24 protein-coding genes, 1 tRNA gene and 1 pseudogene are annotated in these 17834 nt (G+C 37.6%); 10 read left to right on the top strand and 16 right to left on the bottom strand.

Annotated features, from left to right (window positions below; all coding sequences use genetic code 11):
* Positions 1–97: 97 nt before the first annotated feature.
* Entirely contained in the window at positions 98–328 is a 231-nt protein-coding gene (locus VMY36_03740; protein ID HUV42981.1) for a hypothetical protein, read from the top strand.
* A gap of 237 nt (positions 329–565) precedes the next feature.
* Here VMY36_03740 and VMY36_03735 read toward each other — a convergent pair whose 3' ends face one another.
* Together VMY36_03735 and VMY36_03730 are read right to left on the bottom strand one after the other, a co-directional pair.
* The gene (locus tag VMY36_03735; GenBank protein HUV42980.1) at positions 566–1114 is read right to left on the bottom strand and encodes a tyrosine-type recombinase/integrase; all 549 of its coding nucleotides are present in this window, start codon (positions 1112–1114) and stop codon (positions 566–568) included.
* Between the two features lie 186 nt (positions 1115–1300).
* Positions 1301–1936, bottom strand: coding sequence for an NYN domain-containing protein (locus VMY36_03730; GenBank protein ID HUV42979.1), 636 nt, complete (start codon positions 1934–1936; stop codon positions 1301–1303).
* Between the two features lie 267 nt (positions 1937–2203).
* Here VMY36_03730 and VMY36_03725 point away from each other — a divergent pair.
* Positions 2204–2276: transfer RNA gene (locus VMY36_03725), tRNA-Glu, on the top strand.
* A 33-nt stretch (positions 2277–2309) separates the two neighbouring features.
* On the opposite strand, the gene VMY36_03720 is transcribed toward VMY36_03725, so the two are convergent.
* The gene (locus VMY36_03720; GenBank protein HUV42978.1) at positions 2310–3113 is read right to left on the bottom strand and encodes an MBL fold metallo-hydrolase; all 804 of its coding nucleotides are present in this window, start codon (positions 3111–3113) and stop codon (positions 2310–2312) included.
* A gap of 196 nt (positions 3114–3309) precedes the next feature.
* Positions 3310–4254, bottom strand: a complete 945-nt coding sequence (locus VMY36_03715; protein ID HUV42977.1) for a 2-hydroxyacid dehydrogenase — start codon at positions 4252–4254, stop codon at positions 3310–3312.
* A gap of 641 nt (positions 4255–4895) precedes the next feature.
* Between VMY36_03715 and VMY36_03710 the strand changes: the two genes are divergently transcribed.
* From VMY36_03710 to VMY36_03690, 5 genes are all read left to right on the top strand, one after another.
* The gene (locus VMY36_03710) at positions 4896–5417 is read left to right on the top strand and encodes a hypothetical protein (protein HUV42976.1); all 522 of its coding nucleotides are present in this window, start codon (positions 4896–4898) and stop codon (positions 5415–5417) included.
* A 246-nt stretch (positions 5418–5663) separates the two neighbouring features.
* Positions 5664–6557, top strand: coding sequence for a hypothetical protein (locus VMY36_03705; protein HUV42975.1), 894 nt, complete (start codon positions 5664–5666; stop codon positions 6555–6557).
* A gap of 129 nt (positions 6558–6686) precedes the next feature.
* A complete protein-coding gene (locus VMY36_03700; protein HUV42974.1) occupies positions 6687–7193 on the top strand; it encodes a hypothetical protein in 507 nt (168 codons plus the stop codon).
* A gap of 102 nt (positions 7194–7295) precedes the next feature.
* Positions 7296–7718 (top strand): hypothetical protein, encoded by a 423-nt coding sequence (locus VMY36_03695; protein ID HUV42973.1) that lies wholly within the window; start codon positions 7296–7298, stop codon positions 7716–7718.
* A gap of 361 nt (positions 7719–8079) precedes the next feature.
* Entirely contained in the window at positions 8080–8352 is a 273-nt protein-coding gene (locus VMY36_03690) for a hypothetical protein (protein ID HUV42972.1), read from the top strand.
* On the opposite strand, the gene VMY36_03685 is transcribed toward VMY36_03690, so the two are convergent.
* The gene (locus tag VMY36_03685) at positions 8342–8488 is read right to left on the bottom strand and encodes a terminase small subunit (GenBank protein ID HUV42971.1); all 147 of its coding nucleotides are present in this window, start codon (positions 8486–8488) and stop codon (positions 8342–8344) included. The genes VMY36_03690 and VMY36_03685 overlap by 11 nt on opposite strands.
* A gap of 35 nt (positions 8489–8523) precedes the next feature.
* Here VMY36_03685 and VMY36_03680 point away from each other — a divergent pair, with 35 nt between their 5' ends.
* Both VMY36_03680 and VMY36_03675 read left to right on the top strand, forming a co-directional pair.
* Complete coding sequence (locus VMY36_03680) at positions 8524–8760, top strand: hypothetical protein (GenBank protein ID HUV42970.1); 237 nt, start codon at positions 8524–8526, stop codon at positions 8758–8760.
* The gene (locus VMY36_03675) at positions 8753–9289 is read left to right on the top strand and encodes a hypothetical protein (GenBank protein ID HUV42969.1); all 537 of its coding nucleotides are present in this window, start codon (positions 8753–8755) and stop codon (positions 9287–9289) included. Before VMY36_03680 ends, VMY36_03675 begins: the two co-directional genes overlap by 8 nt.
* Positions 9290–9434: 145 nt before the next feature.
* Here VMY36_03675 and VMY36_03670 read toward each other — a convergent pair whose 3' ends face one another.
* Positions 9435–9821: an HIT domain-containing protein gene (locus VMY36_03670; protein HUV42968.1), complete on the bottom strand. Its 387-nt coding sequence runs from the start codon at positions 9819–9821 to the stop codon at positions 9435–9437.
* A gap of 208 nt (positions 9822–10029) precedes the next feature.
* Positions 10030–10362: a MazG nucleotide pyrophosphohydrolase domain-containing protein gene (locus VMY36_03665; GenBank protein ID HUV42967.1), complete on the bottom strand. Its 333-nt coding sequence runs from the start codon at positions 10360–10362 to the stop codon at positions 10030–10032.
* Between the two features lie 186 nt (positions 10363–10548).
* Here VMY36_03665 and VMY36_03660 point away from each other — a divergent pair, with 186 nt between their 5' ends.
* Positions 10549–10926 (top strand): Rid family detoxifying hydrolase, encoded by a 378-nt coding sequence (locus tag VMY36_03660; protein HUV42966.1) that lies wholly within the window; start codon positions 10549–10551, stop codon positions 10924–10926.
* A 211-nt stretch (positions 10927–11137) separates the two neighbouring features.
* Here VMY36_03660 and VMY36_03655 read toward each other — a convergent pair whose 3' ends face one another.
* The 9 genes and pseudogenes from VMY36_03655 to VMY36_03615 all read right to left on the bottom strand — a co-directional run bounded on the left by VMY36_03655 (position 11138) and on the right by VMY36_03615 (position 17826).
* Positions 11138–11419 carry a CxxC-x17-CxxC domain-containing protein gene (locus VMY36_03655; GenBank protein ID HUV42965.1) on the bottom strand — a complete coding sequence of 94 codons (282 nt, stop codon included), beginning with the start codon at positions 11417–11419 and terminating at the stop codon, positions 11138–11140.
* Between the two features lie 57 nt (positions 11420–11476).
* Complete coding sequence (locus VMY36_03650) at positions 11477–12112, bottom strand: MBL fold metallo-hydrolase (protein HUV42964.1); 636 nt, start codon at positions 12110–12112, stop codon at positions 11477–11479.
* The gene (locus VMY36_03645) at positions 12109–12477 is read right to left on the bottom strand and encodes a diacylglycerol kinase family protein (protein ID HUV42963.1); all 369 of its coding nucleotides are present in this window, start codon (positions 12475–12477) and stop codon (positions 12109–12111) included. Before VMY36_03645 ends, VMY36_03650 begins: the two co-directional genes overlap by 4 nt.
* A gap of 28 nt (positions 12478–12505) precedes the next feature.
* Positions 12506–12880: a hypothetical protein gene (locus VMY36_03640; GenBank protein ID HUV42962.1), complete on the bottom strand. Its 375-nt coding sequence runs from the start codon at positions 12878–12880 to the stop codon at positions 12506–12508.
* Position 12881: 1 nt separating this feature from the next.
* The gene (locus VMY36_03635; protein ID HUV42961.1) at positions 12882–13508 is read right to left on the bottom strand and encodes a hypothetical protein; all 627 of its coding nucleotides are present in this window, start codon (positions 13506–13508) and stop codon (positions 12882–12884) included.
* A gap of 60 nt (positions 13509–13568) precedes the next feature.
* Positions 13569–13736, bottom strand: coding sequence for a hypothetical protein (locus tag VMY36_03630; protein ID HUV42960.1), 168 nt, complete (start codon positions 13734–13736; stop codon positions 13569–13571).
* A gap of 45 nt (positions 13737–13781) precedes the next feature.
* Positions 13782–14951: a polymer-forming cytoskeletal protein gene (locus tag VMY36_03625; protein HUV42959.1), complete on the bottom strand. Its 1170-nt coding sequence runs from the start codon at positions 14949–14951 to the stop codon at positions 13782–13784.
* Between the two features lie 132 nt (positions 14952–15083).
* A pseudogene (gene rplS, locus VMY36_03620) lies at positions 15084–15404 on the bottom strand (50S ribosomal protein L19).
* A gap of 64 nt (positions 15405–15468) precedes the next feature.
* A complete protein-coding gene (locus VMY36_03615) occupies positions 15469–17826 on the bottom strand; it encodes an ATP-binding cassette domain-containing protein (protein HUV42958.1) in 2358 nt (785 codons plus the stop codon).
* Between the last annotated feature and the right edge of the window lie 8 nt (positions 17827–17834).

Below are 17834 nucleotides of genomic sequence, written 5' to 3'. Positions count from 1 at the left end.
TGTTGAAAATACTGGAGAAGAGGTGTTCCACCCACGGGACGTTGGGCTCACCAGGCCTAAAAGCGAATTAAGAAAAATTGACAGGGGGTGAATAAAATTGTCAGAAACAATAAAACCAACGTCATCGGAGGAATCAACAGGAGAAATTGCTAGAATTAGCGCTGAACAAAATGCTAGAGAACTAGAAGAAATGGGTATTCCACCTGAATTATCTGAATTAGCACCAGGAGCTAAATGGATAGTAGAGCATAGCGAATATGAAATAGTTATGGGTCATATTGACGAAGACACAGGCGATGTTGTAATAGACAGTGGTATAAAGCAATAAAGCTTAATAATTGGTGCGAACTGATTACTGACAGGTTTACATCTTACTATTTCTGTGGATAATTGTGAAAAAGGTTTCTTCTGAATAGTCCTATCTACAGCCCTAAACGCTTCAAAAATTTCATTTAATTTAAGTGTTCGATAATGAAAACCTACCCAATGTAATTTTTCGTCAAATATCGAACACAGTTACTCTTTTTTTTGAATAATATTGGCAATAAGCCAATAATTCTAAATTTTAAATTTTCCCAACTTTCTTAAAGTTACCCGCTCTTTTTTTGTATTCTGTAAAAACCCAAGGAGAAACTCTGCCAATTAATTTATTTAACGATTTATGTCTTAGTTTTTCCTTGGTTAAGTTAATACCAACATTATGCCTCAACATTCTTGGTGGAATATTTTTTTTAAAACCAAGTGATAACAAAATATTTTTGGTAACCCTTTGGATCTGGCGAGGAGATAGTGGCTTATTTATCGGGCTATCAATTTTAAAACTCATAATTAATGGCCACTCTGGATTCGAAAATGATCTAGTTAAAAAATCTATCAGTTTAAAAACAGATTCGTCTAGAAGTATACTATTCTCTTTGAGAGAATTTGTTCGAAGACGAAAATAAAGCATTTTATTTTTTGGGTCGTAGTTTTTCTTTTTTAGATCTGTTAGCATCCATGTTCTAAAACCGCAATAATAAAAAAGACTGACAATAAGTTTATTTCTGGCTTCGAGACGTGAAGTTGAGGGTTTATTAAGGTAGTTTTCTAGTTTTCTCTTCAGATTGGCTGGCATTAACCTGAAAATGATTTCTCGAGGCATATGTTTGAAACCAATTCTAGCACTTTTACGACATTAATACAATTTAAACTAACACAAAATATGATAAGATAATATAAGGTGGTATAAGGTTGACAAAGATAGTTTAATGTGATAAAGTATATCCACTCAATCAAAAAAGTCGCCTTCGGGGGGCTTTTTTTATTCTTCTTTCTGTCCATAATGAAACATCAACCCCTTTAAGCTTTCTAGTTTGATTGTCCCGTTATTCGCTAGTTTCTTTAGTCTCGACGATGTTCTTTTTTTACCTGGCACCTTATCTGGTGCAAAAAGAATAACGGGCTTTTTTAATTCTTCCGCAACATATTCGTAAACTCTTGCAAAATCACCGTCACCAGAAAAGACAATAATTCCACTATATTTTTTCCTAACTCCAAACCTAACAATATCTAAAGTCATCTCCGCATCGCAGTTTCCCTTTTTGTGATCTTTTATGTAAATTTTTCTTACAAATGAATGTTGACAACTTGGGCAAATTGTCTCGAGGGGCCATGGTTTTTGCTTGTAGGCCATAATCCTTTTAATGGACACATAACAACCAGGAATCTTCTGCAAATCTAAATACTTTTTCTTTTTAATTGTATCTCCTGGTTCTGCAGATGCATAGAGATAAATCCGACTAACACTTCTTTTATTTTTCAACCAGCCAATAATTTTAGGATAGTTAAGGTCAATATATCCATATTCCTCTACACTGTTTCGAACGTTTTCTACATCAAAGAAGGCAAAAAGTGGTTTAGTTCGTTTAGTGAGATCAGGCGCTTTCTTATTTGGCATCTTACTTTGTCCTTATTTTATCACGAACTAGCAAAAATTTAATTTGCCTTAAACTAAAAAAAGTTACTATCATTGTTCAATGATGGCAATTTTTCTGAATCAATTGAATAAAGTTTTAGTAGTAATGATTCCATTCATACTATCTCTTATTTTTTGGTTTCTTAGACAATATGATAAGAATAAACCTTTGTGATATAATTAAAGCCACGATAAAGAGTTAGAAGATAAGGGTAAAAGTGTTCGTAGGAGTCCCTCTTGGGCTCACCAGGCCCCGTCGTCTAGCGGTCTAGGACGTCAGGTTTTCATCCTGAAAACAGGGGTTCGATTCCCCTCGGGGTCACACATTCCAAAAAGCCCGAAATAAAGGGCTTTTTTAAATATTAATTGTTTCAAAGTCATGAGCTAGTTGAACAGGTCCTGAATAATATTTCATAGTCTCCTCAAGAAGAGATTTTTCTTTAACAATACTTTCCCGATAGATATGGGTTAACACTAACTGTTTTACTCCTGCTTGTTGAGCAAGTTTACCTGCATCTTGAGATGTAGAATGACCATGCCTATGAGCAAGCTCGACATTTTTATGGGTAAGAATTGCTTCGTGAATCAATGTATCAACACCTCGAGCATATTTTTCTAAATACTCATTTGGGGTAGTATCACCTGTAAAAAGAATGGATTTTTGGAGGCGAGAAAGTTTAATTAAACAGCTTAAATCTTGTTCTTTCAATTCTTGCCCTCCTTTGGCAGGGAAGGCAAGCAAACTGCAATCTCTTGTTATTCTAACTGGTTTTTCTAATCCTGTATCAATCCAGATTAATCTATCTCCCCAACGCTTAAGTGCGCCAGCCCCAGTAATTCTCAAAACTTCTTTTAAATCACTGATTATTCTTTTGTTAGAGTAAATCCCCATTTTTCCTGGCATTTCTTCTTTCTTTTCGGTCACAAGATAAAACAAAAAGGCGGGCAAACCTAAACAGTGGTCAAAATGAGTATGACTAATAAAAATGTGATTTACACAAGCAGGATTAATCTTGGCCTTGGCGAATTGGTTAATTATTTCGGTTCCGCCACCTACGTCCAAAATTAAATTGTTCTTCTCATTAAGAGGTAAAAAAATACAAGTTTTAAATCTTTCTTCGTTTGTACCACCACCAGTGCCTAAAAACGTTATCTCCATTGACTTTATATTAACATAACTACAAAAGAACTATGATGCTCATTTAAAAGCACAAACCGACTGATAAATAGTTAGAGGTTCAAATATCTCCTGAACCATTATTACATATTTCAAAGTGTTTAATTGAACTCCCCTTGGGGTCACACATTCTAAAAAAACCGAAATAGAGGACTTTTTTCAATTGATATTGATCCAATTAACTTACGAGGTTTCGAGGCTTACTTTTACGCAAGGCTACAAGATTACCAACCCAAATTTCATATAAATTATCTAGCGCTTCTTTAGTGTAGTAAGCAAACGCCTTTACCCCTATAGCGTTTTCTATTTTAGCTAAAGGTGTACGAGTCAAATCTTCGCCCTCATAGGCATAGGCACGGACTTTTCCAGACTTTAAGGCTTCTGCCATAGCGCTTTCATCAACTATCTCTCTATCAACTGTATTCACAATAATTACACAGTCTTTCATTTTAGATAACATTTTTTCATTAACCATTTCATCATTACTTTCCTCATGTGTGGTGTGCAGAGAAATTGTATCTGATCTTTTTAATAATTCATTTAAAGATTTCATCTGGACTCCCTTCATTTTCTTTGGACTTCGATTATAAGCAATGACTTTCATGCCTATTCCCTGGCCAAGTTCGGCCATTCTGCTACCAATATTACCCAGACCAATAATGCCAAGCGTTTTTCCTTTTAGTTCAAAACCCATTTCTAGCTTGTATTTTCCCCTTTGGGTTTTCCGATCGCTGGTAATAATTCCTTTAGCCAAACAAAGCAATAGGGCTAAGGCGTGTTCAGCAACAGACTCTCTTGAATAGCCTGGAACGTTACTAACCGTAATGCCCCGCTTACTACAATAATCTAAATCGATCCAGCCAAAAGAAGTTGTGGAAAGACAGACACCCTTAAGTTTGGGCAAAGACTCCATTATTTTGGTTAGCTTCTCTTTAGCCTTTTCAAAACCACCAAGGGGATCAGGGTCAACGCCAATGATTTCTGCACCCTTAGCAATTTTTAGGAGTTTTTTCATTGGAAGTTCTTGGTTTGTTTTGGTGTAAACAACTTTGCCGAGTGAGGCAATTTGTTTTTGCTGTTTTGGAGAAAAACCCGACTTAGGTTTGAAAATCACAATTTTCATTGACCATAGTATACCACAGAGTCCACAGGCTGAAATATCTCCTGAAGCCTCACTATATACTCCAAAGTGTTTGTTTCAACTCCCATCTGGGTCACACATTCTAAAAAGCCAGAGATAGAGAGCTTTTTCTGTGTAAAATTCCCAGAGATGGTTTGTGGAAAGGAAAAAGTGAGTTTAGGAGGAACAAAACGCTACCCAATAGGCATAGTTTTGTCCCTCCTTAATCTAGGACCTTCGTTCTGATGGCTCAATAGTGGCGAGTCTATTATGCCATCGTAGAGATAGCCAGATAGCTGAAACCGCTACAGATGTCCAAGGACTTGTTTGATTTCCCATCTGTCTATTAAGGTCCCCACAATGCAGGAAATAGCCATACCTATGGACAAGAAAGCCATAGATAGCCCTGCCTGCATCTCATGGAGCATGAAGAGAAAAACAAGTGCCGGGATGCCAGACGCCAAGGTGAAAATTACACCAATGACTAATCCCGACATTTTCCCTTCATATATCGCTCTGAAAACCCAAGGTAACCCAACTTCCAGGATGGCCGTGGAGAGCGGACGAGGATAGAGCATCTCGATAATATTAAAAAATCTATAGAGAAAGATGTTGGAATTGTATTGCCAGTGTATTCTGCTAACATGACAGGATTTTTTGCGATTCCAAGACTACTATTCCCAGAAATTGATGGACTTGGTTCTTTTATAACTGGCGAATCTCGCGCAACTACAGAAAATATTACAACCTATTTAAAATTAGTTCTGTCAAAAATCGACCCTCGTTACGCTAAATATGCTGTATTTATAACGCTTGTTTATCGACACGGACTACTACATCAGCACTTCCCTAAGAACTTTAAGTATAAGAAAAAAGATATTGGATGGATATTTAACATTTCCCATACAAATAATCCGCTAGATATACAAAGGAAGTTTCACTTGTATTTTGTGGACAGCACACTTCAATTAGATATGAATCTCTTTTGCCAAGACGTGCTTGATTCAATAGATAAGCTCTATGAAGTGTTGACAGAATCTTATAAAGAACAATTTGCTAAGGCGATTTCTCAACAATCTACTCCACTAAACAAGACAAGTATCCTTAACAGAAACAAGAAATATATTAAAGCTTCGGATTTTGATTTCTTTAAAGAATTAAAATAGACGTTAGTTATAAGGATTAAAACATTCTAGACCGATTTGTCAGTAAAACCAAGTAGTCCTTTCGGATTAGGCATAGATGGGAATAAAACAAGGCTCTTTCTTGCCTAACCAATAGGTTCGAATAGTGTCCACACTCGCCAGCCCAAAATTTTAGCCTTGAAAATTACCACCGAAGTAGGACGGTTCGAAGCTTTTAAACCTCACAAAATCTTTAAAAAATTCTTCAACTTGAGTAAAATATGAGAAATGGATGATAAAGAGATAAAAACAAATGCTATTCTAGAACAAGCTAGACTTATCCGAAGTGATAGTGTCCGGCAAGTTGCTGAGAGGCCCCAAAGACTACTACAGGAAAATTTAACTAGGGCTGTAGATGTTCTTCGTGAAGCTTATATTCAACGAGGTCAAGGTCAGACTGAGGAAGACTTTCAGAAAAAAGCACGAGAATTCCGTGATTACTACGACTCTGCTTTATTTGATGACATTGTTCATAAAACCAGACAGCCATTGGGGGAAGAGGTAGTTCCTGATAGTCCAATCTGCCTTGCCTCAATTCAGGGTAAGCCTGTAGAGGAACTTAAACAACAGTCTGGTCAGTTAGATTTAGAAATTGGAAATCTAAATTATGTTTTTGCAAACTGTTCCGCTTTACCTTCGCGAAGTTTTGCCTTGTTAGATAGTGTTGAAAAAAACTGCGCAGTATATCAAATAGCTTCGAATGATGGTCATGCTGTTCCTCTGGATATTGCAGATGTTCCTTTAATTAGCCCAGACATGTTGAATGAATATGGTGAGCCGATTGAAGGAGATTTTAGCGATATTGACACAGTCAAACTATATTATTATGCAAGAAACATCTTTACAATTGACGGTTTCAAAGAGTATTTTGCTTCATATTGTACTGTCTTTTTCGATAGTCCCCAAAATGGCATAGACTTTTTTAGAAAATATTATTCTTCCATTTATCAACTAAAAACACTCTGGGTGGATGAAGAAGTAATGAAGCGTTGGATTTCTTCTGATACGGATTTTGAAGTAATGAAGAGAATGAGAGATTTAATGCGAAACAGAAATCTGATACCTCCATTTTGTCCAGAGTTCCAATATAAAAACGAAGTAGCCGCGAAAATTAAGCAATAATAATTAAGAATTAAAATTAGGAACAAAAACAGGTTCTCTTGTTGTGATAAAATAGGTTCGAATAGTGTCCACACTCGCCAGCCAAATTGGGTAGGCTTGCAACCCTACCCTCATAATTCAGAAAAAAATATGCAAAAAATTATTGATTCAGTTTATAAAGCATTAGATAACCAAAACTGGTACGTTGCTTTGTTTGTCTCTTTGACCCTTCCAGACATCTGTGCTGCACTTGAACACGAAAAAACTTCAGGTGAAAAATATTCTGATTGGGTTGAAAAAAATTTACCCCAATATAATGGTTTTCTGTCGGGCAAGGATTGCTATGCTTTGAGGTGTGCACTTCTACATCAAGGGAAGGATGATATTTCCGACCAAAAAAAACAGGAGGTTCTAGAGCATTTTGTATTTTTGACTAAAGGTGCACACCGTAATCTTATTAAGGACTGCATTTTTAACGGTGAGAAAAAATCATTTTTGCAGCTGAATGTTCAAGTTTTTTGCAAGGACGTGTGCAAAGCTGTAGAAGTTTGGCTAGACTCTATGTCAGCTAACTTAGCAGTTCAAGGTAGATTGAAAAATACAATAGAAATACACGAACCAGGGTATATCTATAAAGGTGCTATTAGATTTGGGTAGAAAAGCAATTCTAATCTAAAATAAAAGTAACTTATGGAACCAAGCGGGTCCAGACCAGTCTGTTCAGCAAAATCGGGTAGATTAATTATTATTTACTAATAAATGGCAGATCAAGGAATAATAATTGACAAAATAAAATGGGTTATCGGAAAGGTTTCGCGAAACCCCGTGCCGTTGTGCCCAAAAGATTTTCTTCAACTCGAACCCTATTATGAAGAAGGAGAAATATATACACACAAACTCAAGTGCGAGGAGTGTAAAAAAATTTACTCTCTTCCAAGGGAATATCATGATGAGAAAAAATATGTAAAGAGAAAATTAAACTCCAGAATTTATAAAAATATGAAATTTATCAATCTCGACGATGAAGCTTTGCCAATAGCAGAGGAAAAAATATCCTCAAAAGACAATAAATATTTTGTTACCTCTTTACTGACTAAATCAAAAGTAGGTTTACGACTCGTCGTATATGCCGGAGAAAAAGGGAAAAGAAAAAAACACAAATATTCGTTGAGCCAGGCATAAAGAGACTAGCTTTTGATCAAAGAGATTTGCACCCTACGAATGTTTTTACCAAGCTAGAAGCAACCTTTTCTGATGGTACGAAAGCTAGCCAGAAAAAGAAGAAATAGCTACGGGATAAAACGGGTCCAGACCGAGGAGCTCAGCTTATAAACTTAACCTATGAAAAATAAAGCATTTCATATTCACTTCGTTTGTACGGGAAATATATTCCGAAGTAGGCTTGCCGAAGCATATTTGCGTTCTAAAAAAAATCCCTAGTATCTTTGTATCCTCCAGTGGTACACAAGCATCGGCCCAACATAAGGGACCGATAACATGGTACGCCCAACGATTGACAAACAGAAATAAATTAATTCCCTATATGAGTAATGAATGGAAAGAAACAAGCAATAACCAACTTTTAAAAGCTGACCTTGTTGTTTTTATTGGTAAAAAGAATTATGAGTATTGCCGAAGCAAACTTTCCACCCCTAAGAAGTATAAAATCTGGGATTTACCTGACTTTGATGACGCTAATCTTAATGGGAAGCCCTTAGACATAAAAAGGGAGATAGAATACCTAAAACTCTCAGAAAATATTTTTATTCTGATAAAAAGGAAAGTAGATAAATTAATAACTAATATTACTGACTAAATAGGTTCGAATAGCGTCTATACTCGCCAGCTACGTTCCTGCTTTTAACATTGTAGGCCCTGGCTGCTGCCTTAGTAGCATTGCCAGTCTTCAGATAATTCGCAATAAACAGTCTTTGCTTAAAGGTCAACTTCACAGGCTAATTATACTAATTTATGATAGAATTAACTTATGGACGACACACAACCAAAACCAAAAGGCGAAAAAGTATTTCCAGAAAAGCCCCCTGAGGCATCAATTTCTATTCCGCCAAAAGGGAAAACAGACATAAATAGCACTTCTATTCCGAGTAGTGGAACGGTAACACCATCTAAAGAAATTATTAGCGAAATGGAAAAAGCGGTAGAAGACGAAATAATTCCTTTACCCCAAGAGCCCAAGCATCCTGACCAAGAACAAAATGAATGAAAAGCCATCTCAACCAAAACTTCCAGATCAGTTCGTCATTTTAGATACAAACATCCTCCAATACACCGGAAGAATGCCAACCGCTACTAGTTTTATTGCATATATTACTGAATTGATGAGGAGAGGCTTTGGGATGGCAATTTCAGATGTTTCTGTTCATGAAATACTTAGGAATACCACCAAAAAACAAGAAAACGAGATATTTAAATTCCTTAAAAATTTCAACAGATATTTCATTAGCGAACAAGTTTTGATTGGATCAGCTCAACTATACACTTTGTTCAGAAATGATAAAATGCTTAAGAGTAATATTGATATGGGAGATATAATTATTGCCACAACATCAATATTAACGAATTCTTTAATATTAACAAGGAATAGAAGAGACTTCCCTTGGCCTTTTTTCAGTGAGGCAGAGGTTAGAACTATTTACTTTGTAAAGTCTCCTGGTCATACGGGAGCTTATACAATAGCCCTATTAAGACCCGAATTAAATACTATCCTAAGTAGGTTTAACACGAAAAAGTAGTGGTTTTTATTGTTAACCTAAAAAGAAGGCTTCGGCTCCAGAACTCACTTGAAACACCTCCCTCAACCTCACTACATACTCCAAGGTGTTTAATTGAACTCCCCTCGGGGTCACACTATCAAAATATTCCGAAATAAAGGGCTTTTTAGTAGTTTCCTTTCCCTGAAATCACGTGTCTTATACCGCCTCTTGGGTTTTCTACGTCACCTTTATATCTTGGAATAATATGCACATGAAGATGGTGAATAGTTCTCCCCGCTTCTTCTCCTTCATTTATTCCAATATTAAAAGCATCAGGACTGTATTTATCTTGAATAATATCTTTTACTTTTTTAAGTAAATCAAACAATTGAACTAACTCATTATCTGTTAGTTCGAAAAGTGATTCAACGTGTCTTTTGGGAACAATTTCTGCATGCCCATCTGAGACGGGGAAGTTATCCCATCTTCCATAGAACAAATCATTTTCACTTATTATGGTATGTTTTTCTGGGTTATTCCTATCGCAGAACAAGCAGGTTTCTTTAGACACAGTAATATTTTACACTAGCACTTCAACAAACAGAATAAAAAGCAGCAACATCATTTGAACGAGACTGAAAAATTTTCTTGAATCTCATAACATACTCCAAAGTGTTTAATTGAACTCCCCTCGGGGTCACCAAACAAATAAAAGCCCGAAATAGAGGGCTTTTTGTTTATAGAACTTATAAAACGACTTAGAACAACTTTGAAGTTACTTATACATGCTTTTCATTTAGTTTTTCCCAATTCCATTTTCTTCCTTTATTTTTCTTAATCTTCTTAATAATTACCTCTTCAATATCTATCCCCAATGTTCCTGCTAAATGAAGAATTCTCTGAATTGCATCGCCCATTTCTTCTTTAAAACCGTTCCTGCCTTCAATTTTTTTGTTCCTATATGCTTCGTAGGCTTCGGAAATTTCACTGTGAATCAAAGCAATTTTTTCAGGGACATTTATTTCCTCAGGTTTTGTTCCGAACCCTTTTTCTTTAGCTTGATGCATTATCAATTTAGTCAAATCTTTTAAAGTATGGCTAGTTTTCTTCATTGGTTTATTATAACAAACAACCTTTAGCCTTTATTTTATCATACCGAAAACTGTAATCGTAATCAGTTTGAAACACCTCTCTTAGCTTCACCACATACTCCAAAGTGTTTAATTGAACTCCCCTTAGGGTCACACATTCTAAAAAGCCCGAAATAGAGGGCTTATTTAATGTGATACAATAGACATATGAAAGTAAAGGTTGAAACTTCTAAGGCTGCCTCTCCAGGAACAGGTCCATTTTCTCAAGCTGTTATTGATGGGAATTTAGTTTTTACTTCAGGACAAATTTACCTTACCCCTGAGGGAAAGCTGCTTGAAGGTACCCTAGAGGAACAAGTGCGTCAAATAATGAAAAACCTTCAAGCCGTTCTTGAAGAAGCAGATGTTTCCTTTTCGAATGTCGTCAAGTCAACAGTTTATGTTACTGACATGTCAGTTTATGGGAAGATAAACGAGATATATGGGAGCTATTTCTCCACTCCCTATCCTGCAAGAGAAGTGGTTTGCGTAAAAGAACTTCCGCTTGGAGCTAAAGTCGAAATAAGCATGATTGCTATTAAATAGCTCCTGTCTGTCCTAGGGAGGCTTTAGTCAAAAGGTGGAAAACTCTTCAAGGAAAGCGACGAGCACAACAAAGAAAAGACCGTATTCCAAACTCTTTTATTCTTATTTACTTTGGATGCAACAAACTCGCCCGCGCAGCGAGGTTAATTTACTTTAATCCTTTGCCTTTTAAGGTTTGATTGAGGGACTTTTTTAGTTCTCTGTCCTGTCTCTATCCTTTTTGCTTCATATAGCAGTCTCGACAATAAACAGGTCTATCTCCAGATGGTTTAAAAGGAACTTCTGTTTGCTTACCACAAGTAGCACAAGTTACGCTGTAAAGCTGGCGACCAGATTGGTCTGTTCCAGCTGGTGTAGCTCCTTTGTCTGCCGGGGCAGCAGGACTACTGGCAGGCTCTTCAGTTACTTCTGGTTCTTCATCTTTTACTTCTTCGTCTTTTTTTAGTTCTTTTACTGGTTTAACGTCATCGACTGGTTTGTCATTATCAGCCATTAATCTTCACCTCCTTTCCTAAATAATCCTTTTAAGTGTAACAAATATTCTTTATTTTTAAAACACTTTAAAAAAATCTAAAACTTTTTTTTCTTTGTTAATTACTGTTTCTGGTCCATGGCCTGAATAAACAATTGTTTTACTCGGGAGTTTTAAGAGTTTTTTAATTGATTTGAACAAATCTTCTCTCGAGGCATAGGAGAAATCATAGCGGCCAATACCTTGTTTGAAAAGAGTGTCGCCTGAAAAAAGCACGCCCTCTTCCCTACTGTAAAATGATACCCCGCCAGGGGAGTGACCTGGGGTTTCAATCACTTCTAATTTTTCTTTGCCAAATTTAATCTCATCACCTTCTCTAATAAACTTGTCAACTTCTGGTGGCGGATCAACCTCATTCATCTCGAACCAATACATGGCTGATGATTTCATATTTTTTAAAAGAAACAAATCTTTTTGGTGCATAAAAAAAGGAATTTTAAAAGCTAATTTAAGTTCAGTAATCGCCAAGACATGGTCAACATGACCATGGGTATTGGCTATCAGAATTGGGTTAAGTTGAAAATCTCGAATTTTTTGAATAATGTAGTCGCCGTCATCAGCCGGGTCAATGATAATCGCTTTATTACTTTCTTCGTCCCAAATAAGATAACAGTTAGTTTGGAGTTGACCAACAACTAAACACTCAATTCTCATAAAAAATAGGGTAGGAAGATAATTAAACCAATAACAACTGAAGCCATGGCTAAGATTAAAACCGCTCCGGCCGAAGCATCCCTCATAAATTTAGTTCTCTGGTAATCAAGATGATTTTCTTCTTTTAAGAGATCGCAAATACCCTCTAGAGATGAATTAAAAACCTCTGCGGCTAGAACGGCAGCAATAATCAGAACGATAATCAGCCATTCGGTTTTGCTAATTCCTAAAAACAAGCCTAGGAGAACAACTAAAAAGGTAGCTAAAAGGTGAAACTTAATATTTCTTTCTTTTCTAATGACACTAAGAATGCCATTGAAGGCAAAAGGAAAGGCTTTGAAAAAATCCTTGGTTGTTTTCTCCATTAATAGTATTGTAGCAGATTTTAAAAGACTAGGGAGAAGTTAGCTCTTCTTCAATATCAGTCAATTCTTTGTCTAAATCACTTAAGTCAGTTTTACTTAAATCTGCCTCTATCTCGGAAATCTCATCTGACGTCCCCTGCTTTTCTAAAGAAGCGGTTTCACTTTCGGTTGCCGGTGAAGGAGTAGGACTAACTTGAGGTGTTTTCTTGAAAAAATCTAAATTAAAAATATCTAAGTTCTGATTAGTAAAGAGGTAACCAACCATTAGGAGAATAAAAAGAAGAATAAAAGTTAAGGGAATAAACCAAAATCTTTTGATTAAGCCTGGCTTTTCCTGGACCTCCACTGGCTCTGGTGGTACTGTTGGTTCTTGAACTGGTTGAGTGATTTCTTCTGGTTCCATTTTATTCTCCTTGGCCAACCCGCAGGCCTCTCATATCGCCAATAACCTGAACTAAAATACGGTGGACTTCGATTAACTCATCCTTAATCCCCTTAAGCAAATCTCTTACTTCTTGAAACATTTCTTGAGGATTACCACCATTAAGAATGTCTTCAACGCTTGTTTTGGCTTCTGATAAAGCAGCACTGGCTTCAGCTAGTTTATCTTTAGCCTTATCCAGACTTTCCCTTATCTCGACTGTCTCAATTTCTTCGTCATTCTCTTCTATCTTGGCTAACCTTGATTCCATTCGGGCAATCAGCCTTTCCAAACGGTTAATAGCAGTTTGAAATCTCTGGGTTAAACGACCAAAAAAGGTTCTCACTCTTTCTCTTTTCTGCTCAGCTAACCGAGCTGCCATGGTTGCCCGACGCTCCTCAATCCGTTCCCTAATCGTTTCTCTTTTCTCAATAACATTCCTTCTTAACTCACCCAAAGACGGATTGTTTTCTATCTCTTGATTCCCTACTTCTTCCTGGGTTTCTTGTTGAACTTGAGCAGGAGCGCAAGTAGTACATTCAGCCAGAACCCGGGGGCTTAAAAAGAAAAACAAAAGGAAAGCAATTAAAAGGAAACCAATTTTCTTCATTACTCTATTTATATTTATAAAAGGAAAAACTATTCCTTGTCAAGCTCTATTCTTTCTTCTCTAAAAAATACCAAAAAAATCCTGAGTAAGAAGTAATAAGACAATGACAACAATCGCCAAGATAATTAATTTAAGAATTTTAACAGGAATAAAGACAATCTTCAGCGCCTTTAAAGCAACCAGAAGAATGATAACTAGAATAACGACTTTGATTAAAATAGGCAGCATCTTGATTCATTATAACAGAAATAAAAAAACAAAAGACAGAAAGTCTTATTTTTTTGAAGTTCGGAGTGATTTTTGATCAAGGAGAAAGGCGCCTAAACCAGCACTGATAAAGCCAAAAGCAATTATTGGACTAACAATAGGAATTAATCTCAGAAAATAGTAAATCAATAAACCAATTAAGAGCGCCCAAACTTGACTTTTCTTTGAATTAAAGCGAAAAAGAACTTCTCTACCCAAACAAAGAGCCGTAAAAATCTTGCTGAAATAAATTAAAAAGAGAAAAACCGGAATAAATATAAGAATTAAGGGAATACCAATCAAACTTATGGCTAGGAGAATGACTGAAGGAACAAACAAAATTAAGGCTAAAAAACCAGCACCAAGGCTTGGCCAAGGCCGATTTTTAAGAATTTTAGTAATCGCCTCAATCCTTTTAGGAAACAAATAAAGAAAGACTAGACCAAAAAGAAAAGCAATAATGAAAGCCGATAACTTAATATAAAAACCCAACCAAAAAAGATTAAAAATCTTCCAACCTTTGAATGTCCAGGACTTAAAACTCTCTGGCTTTCTTGTTTCAGAAGGTTTGAAAGTTGTTTTGCCAATAATCAAGGCCCTCTCATCAATGTCGGCTTTTTGAGGACTTTCATATTCTAAATCCCCTAAAATTTGAGCTTCAGAACTCAAAACCAGTTTTTCTATTGATCCTTTGAGATTACCGTTAATCTGACTGGTAACCGTCGCTTGTCCAGCGAAAAGATTGACATCTTTTCCGATTGGTCCTCGAATATCAAAAGCACCACCAAAACCTAGTAAGCTTCCGCCGATTCTGGCTCCTTCAGCAATATTAATATTGCCACCACCAACAGTTAAATTTTTACCAATCTCGCCATTAACAAAAAGTGTTCCACCACCGACCCTGACATCATCACTAACCCTGCCTAAGAGATTTATTGTCCCGGCACCAGCTAAAAGATCACCATTAATAATGCCGTCAACAACAAGAATACCTCCAGCCGCAAAAACATCACCATTAACAACACCAGAAATAGTGACAGTGCTACCGGCAGCAAAAAAATCGTGATCAATTACCTCCCCTTTTTTAACCACGATATTACTGAATTCTTGAGTCTCTTGAGCCAAAACAGGATTAGCAAAAAAGAAAAAAGTAGAGATAATTATAAAAAAGGCAATAAGAAATTTTAGTTTTTTCACAAGATTAATCATAACAATTCTAACTAACTTTGCAACCAGTTTTAAAATTTATTTCTTTTTAAGAGTTTGTTTGTTAGTTTTTCTTGCTGTTTTTCGAACTTTCTTCTGTTCAGCGCCAGTTTTCTTTTCTTTTCTCTCTTTCACCTTAACGGCTTTTTTCCCGATCCTGTCTCTTAAGTAGTAAAGCTTGGCTCGTCTGACTTTGCCTCTTCGCTTAATTTCAATCTTCTCAATCCAAGGAGAGTTAACTGGCCAAATTCTTTCCACACCGATATTGGCGGCGGCTATCTTTCTGACCGTAAAAGTTTTGTTATCTCCCTGCCCTTTGATGCGAATGACAATCCCTTCAAACGGCTGGGTTCGCATCTTTTTTTCTTCTTGAATTTTCTGATAGACAACAATCGTATCACCAACATTTAAAGTTGTCTTATCAATTTTAATTTGATTGGCCATATAGCGAATTCTAACAGAAATAGAGACAAAAAGGAAGAAACAAAAAGCCCCAGTAAGAGTCTCGTCATCGAGAATTACTGGGGCTAAACACATGATTGTGAATAGATAACATCTGGACCATCTCCTCAACAGTGAGGGCTGGCAATTCTTGAGGCCAAAGCCTTAAAGAAAGGTCAGTGATATCAGGTACTGTTACCTCGCTTCTAATAAGAATCTCTGGTTTTGACATCACCTGACGAGTCGAACCATCAATGAGAATTGATCCCTCTTTCATGACCATAATGCGATCAGCGTACTGAACTGCTAATTCAACATCGTGGGTGATGAGGATGATCGTCATCCCATTCGCTCGTAGATCCTCCAAAATCCTCATTAATCTAACAGCTTCCATCTCGTCAAGACTGTTAGTCGGCTCATCTAAGATGAGCACCTTAGGTTTCATGGTCAGGATTGAGCCTATGGCCAACTGCCGCGACTGGGCCGGACTAAGATCCATCAGATTCTCTTTCAGAGGAAGACTGAAGATTTGAGCTACGTCATCAACAGATTCCTTAATCTCCTCTTTCCTCCATCCAAGTTGATGTGGTCCGAAAGCTAGTTCGTCTAAAACAGTCAATGTGAGCATCTGGCTCATTGGCTCCTGGAAAACGTAACCAATCTCTCCCCGCATCTTCGAATTCACTTGTTCACCGTTGATTAGGATCTGGCCAATTTCGGGCTTGTATGCTTGAGCTAGAATCAACCCCAATGTGGTTTTACCCGAACCATTTGCGCCGAGAATGGCTGTTAATTCGCCACCTCGAAACTCTGTGCTCAAACCCCGAATGGCCGGTTCGAGACTAGCCTCGTACGAGAAGGTTATGTCTTTTGCTTCTAGAACCACTCTGTTTTTCGGAGAGTTACCCGCTTCTTTACGGAAACAGATTTCTGATTTTCCTCCTTTCAACATCTCAACTGCCTCTTCCATACTCCCGAATGACTCTCCTAGGACATCCCCAAGTTTTTGTAATTGGGGAATTCTCACATGTGCCCTTTCTAGCAATTCAGATCCTGCTTTAGAAACGATCTGGTTGACTCGACCACCTTCAAGGAAAACATACTTGTTTATCGGTAAGACGGTGATCGATGGATCTGTCAGAATAATCGTTTCAATTGTTTCCCTAAGAGCTAGAAGAGTTGTTGCTACCTCTCGTCTTGCTCTGGGATCAAGTTGAGCCGAAACGTCATCAAGCACCAAGATTGGTGGTTGGGCAATGATAGCGGATGCTAAAGCAACCCGTTGCATCTCGCCACCTGATAAACTCAACGTCAAGCGATTCAAGAAAACTGAATCCAAGCCAACTCTCTCAAGCGCTTCAATCATTACCCGACCATATTCTTCTTTTGGAATTGATGTTGGTCGTAGGCTAAGGAGAAGCTCATCCTCCACAGTCAAACCGACCAATCCTTGGATTGCCGAAGGAAAGACAATCCGACTCAGGTTAGACAAAAGCGATGGATCTGCCCGCTTAGTATCGTAGCCAAAGATTTTCACTTCTCCGGCCATTCGACCGATACTCATTGGAATCAGACCACAGCAAAGAAGTGAGGCCGTTGATCTACCTGATCCTGTTTCTCCCATGAGGGCACAAGTCTCGCCTGACCGAATGGTCAGGTTTATCCCTCTTAGGGCTAGAAGCTTCTCTCCCTCTATATCGCTAAGATCATAGGTCACTGAAACCTGCTCCATAGAAACTGCCGGATCTTGTTTTTCGATTTTCCCTTTAGCGGAAACCGCCCTCACACTACCACGGCTGTCGATTGCCAGCGCCTGACCACTGATATGATTGATAATTCTGTAGAACATCGGAATCATCAATTGCCTGAAAGCCATTATTTTTTTGATTGGCGAACCCTCAAATTGGACACCCCTGATAAGCATCGCTTTCATGGTCTGCTTGATCTCATACCAAGTGACCTCGACGTACCTAAGCAAGACCATTAGATAGAGTTCAGCTACTAAGGGAATCCTCCAATTACGAATCCGCAGGCCACGAACGGCAGGAAGAAACTCATACATTGGGGTAGCCACTGCAAAGGCGACCGCACTTAGAATCATCGCCACAATTCGACAACCCAACAAAAGGCCTTTTTCGAGACTCTCAGGTGACAGACGAAAGGCGAAAAAAGAAAAGAGAATCTTGCCTTCTTTAGCAAAAAGGGCATTACCTGCCACCGTAAGGATGAAAACGTTGACAAGGGTGATGATCGATGACTTAGGGCACTTTCTTCCTGCAGCGAGAAGAACGATTCCAAGAAGCAGGAAAAAGATTACCCCTGGCCACGAATGGACGATTGTTGCTGCCAGGCTGACTACAACGAAAAAGACCAGCCGAGCCGTAGGATTCAACCTGCCTAAACCATGTTTCCTAATCATCTTCATTTCCTTTT

It is taken from the genome of Patescibacteria group bacterium (assembly GCA_035529375.1).
Taxonomy (GTDB): Bacteria; Patescibacteriota; Microgenomatia; order PFEM01; family JAHIFH01; genus DATKWU01.
The sequence above is the reverse complement of the archived record's forward strand: the minus strand, read 5'-3'. Positions and strand labels throughout refer to the sequence as shown.

Excerpts from the sequence above, each read along its gene's own strand:
- VMY36_03735 (HUV42980.1), bottom strand. The coding sequence starts at position 1,114 with ATGCCAGCCAATCTGAAGAGAAAACTAGAAAACTACCTTAATAAACCC.
- VMY36_03730 (HUV42979.1), bottom strand. The coding sequence starts at position 1,936 with ATGCCAAATAAGAAAGCGCCTGATCTCACTAAACGAACTAAACCACTT.
- VMY36_03720 (HUV42978.1), bottom strand. The coding sequence starts at position 3,113 with ATGGAGATAACGTTTTTAGGCACTGGTGGTGGTACAAACGAAGAAAGA.
- VMY36_03715 (HUV42977.1), bottom strand. The coding sequence starts at position 4,254 with ATGAAAATTGTGATTTTCAAACCTAAGTCGGGTTTTTCTCCAAAACAG.
- VMY36_03710 (HUV42976.1), top strand. The coding sequence starts at position 4,896 with ATGACAGGATTTTTTGCGATTCCAAGACTACTATTCCCAGAAATTGAT.
- VMY36_03705 (HUV42975.1), top strand. The coding sequence starts at position 5,664 with ATGGATGATAAAGAGATAAAAACAAATGCTATTCTAGAACAAGCTAGA.
- VMY36_03700 (HUV42974.1), top strand. The coding sequence starts at position 6,687 with ATGCAAAAAATTATTGATTCAGTTTATAAAGCATTAGATAACCAAAAC.
- VMY36_03695 (HUV42973.1), top strand. The coding sequence starts at position 7,296 with ATGGCAGATCAAGGAATAATAATTGACAAAATAAAATGGGTTATCGGA.
- VMY36_03690 (HUV42972.1), top strand. The coding sequence starts at position 8,080 with ATGAGTAATGAATGGAAAGAAACAAGCAATAACCAACTTTTAAAAGCT.
- VMY36_03680 (HUV42970.1), top strand. The coding sequence starts at position 8,524 with ATGGACGACACACAACCAAAACCAAAAGGCGAAAAAGTATTTCCAGAA.
- VMY36_03675 (HUV42969.1), top strand. The coding sequence starts at position 8,753 with ATGAATGAAAAGCCATCTCAACCAAAACTTCCAGATCAGTTCGTCATT.
- VMY36_03665 (HUV42967.1), bottom strand. The coding sequence starts at position 10,362 with ATGAAGAAAACTAGCCATACTTTAAAAGATTTGACTAAATTGATAATG.
- VMY36_03660 (HUV42966.1), top strand. The coding sequence starts at position 10,549 with ATGAAAGTAAAGGTTGAAACTTCTAAGGCTGCCTCTCCAGGAACAGGT.
- VMY36_03655 (HUV42965.1), bottom strand. The coding sequence starts at position 11,419 with ATGGCTGATAATGACAAACCAGTCGATGACGTTAAACCAGTAAAAGAA.
- VMY36_03650 (HUV42964.1), bottom strand. The coding sequence starts at position 12,112 with ATGAGAATTGAGTGTTTAGTTGTTGGTCAACTCCAAACTAACTGTTAT.
- VMY36_03645 (HUV42963.1), bottom strand. The coding sequence starts at position 12,477 with ATGGAGAAAACAACCAAGGATTTTTTCAAAGCCTTTCCTTTTGCCTTC.
- VMY36_03640 (HUV42962.1), bottom strand. The coding sequence starts at position 12,880 with ATGGAACCAGAAGAAATCACTCAACCAGTTCAAGAACCAACAGTACCA.
- VMY36_03635 (HUV42961.1), bottom strand. The coding sequence starts at position 13,508 with ATGAAGAAAATTGGTTTCCTTTTAATTGCTTTCCTTTTGTTTTTCTTT.
- VMY36_03630 (HUV42960.1), bottom strand. The coding sequence starts at position 13,736 with ATGCTGCCTATTTTAATCAAAGTCGTTATTCTAGTTATCATTCTTCTG.
- VMY36_03615 (HUV42958.1), bottom strand. The coding sequence starts at position 17,826 with ATGAAGATGATTAGGAAACATGGTTTAGGCAGGTTGAATCCTACGGCT.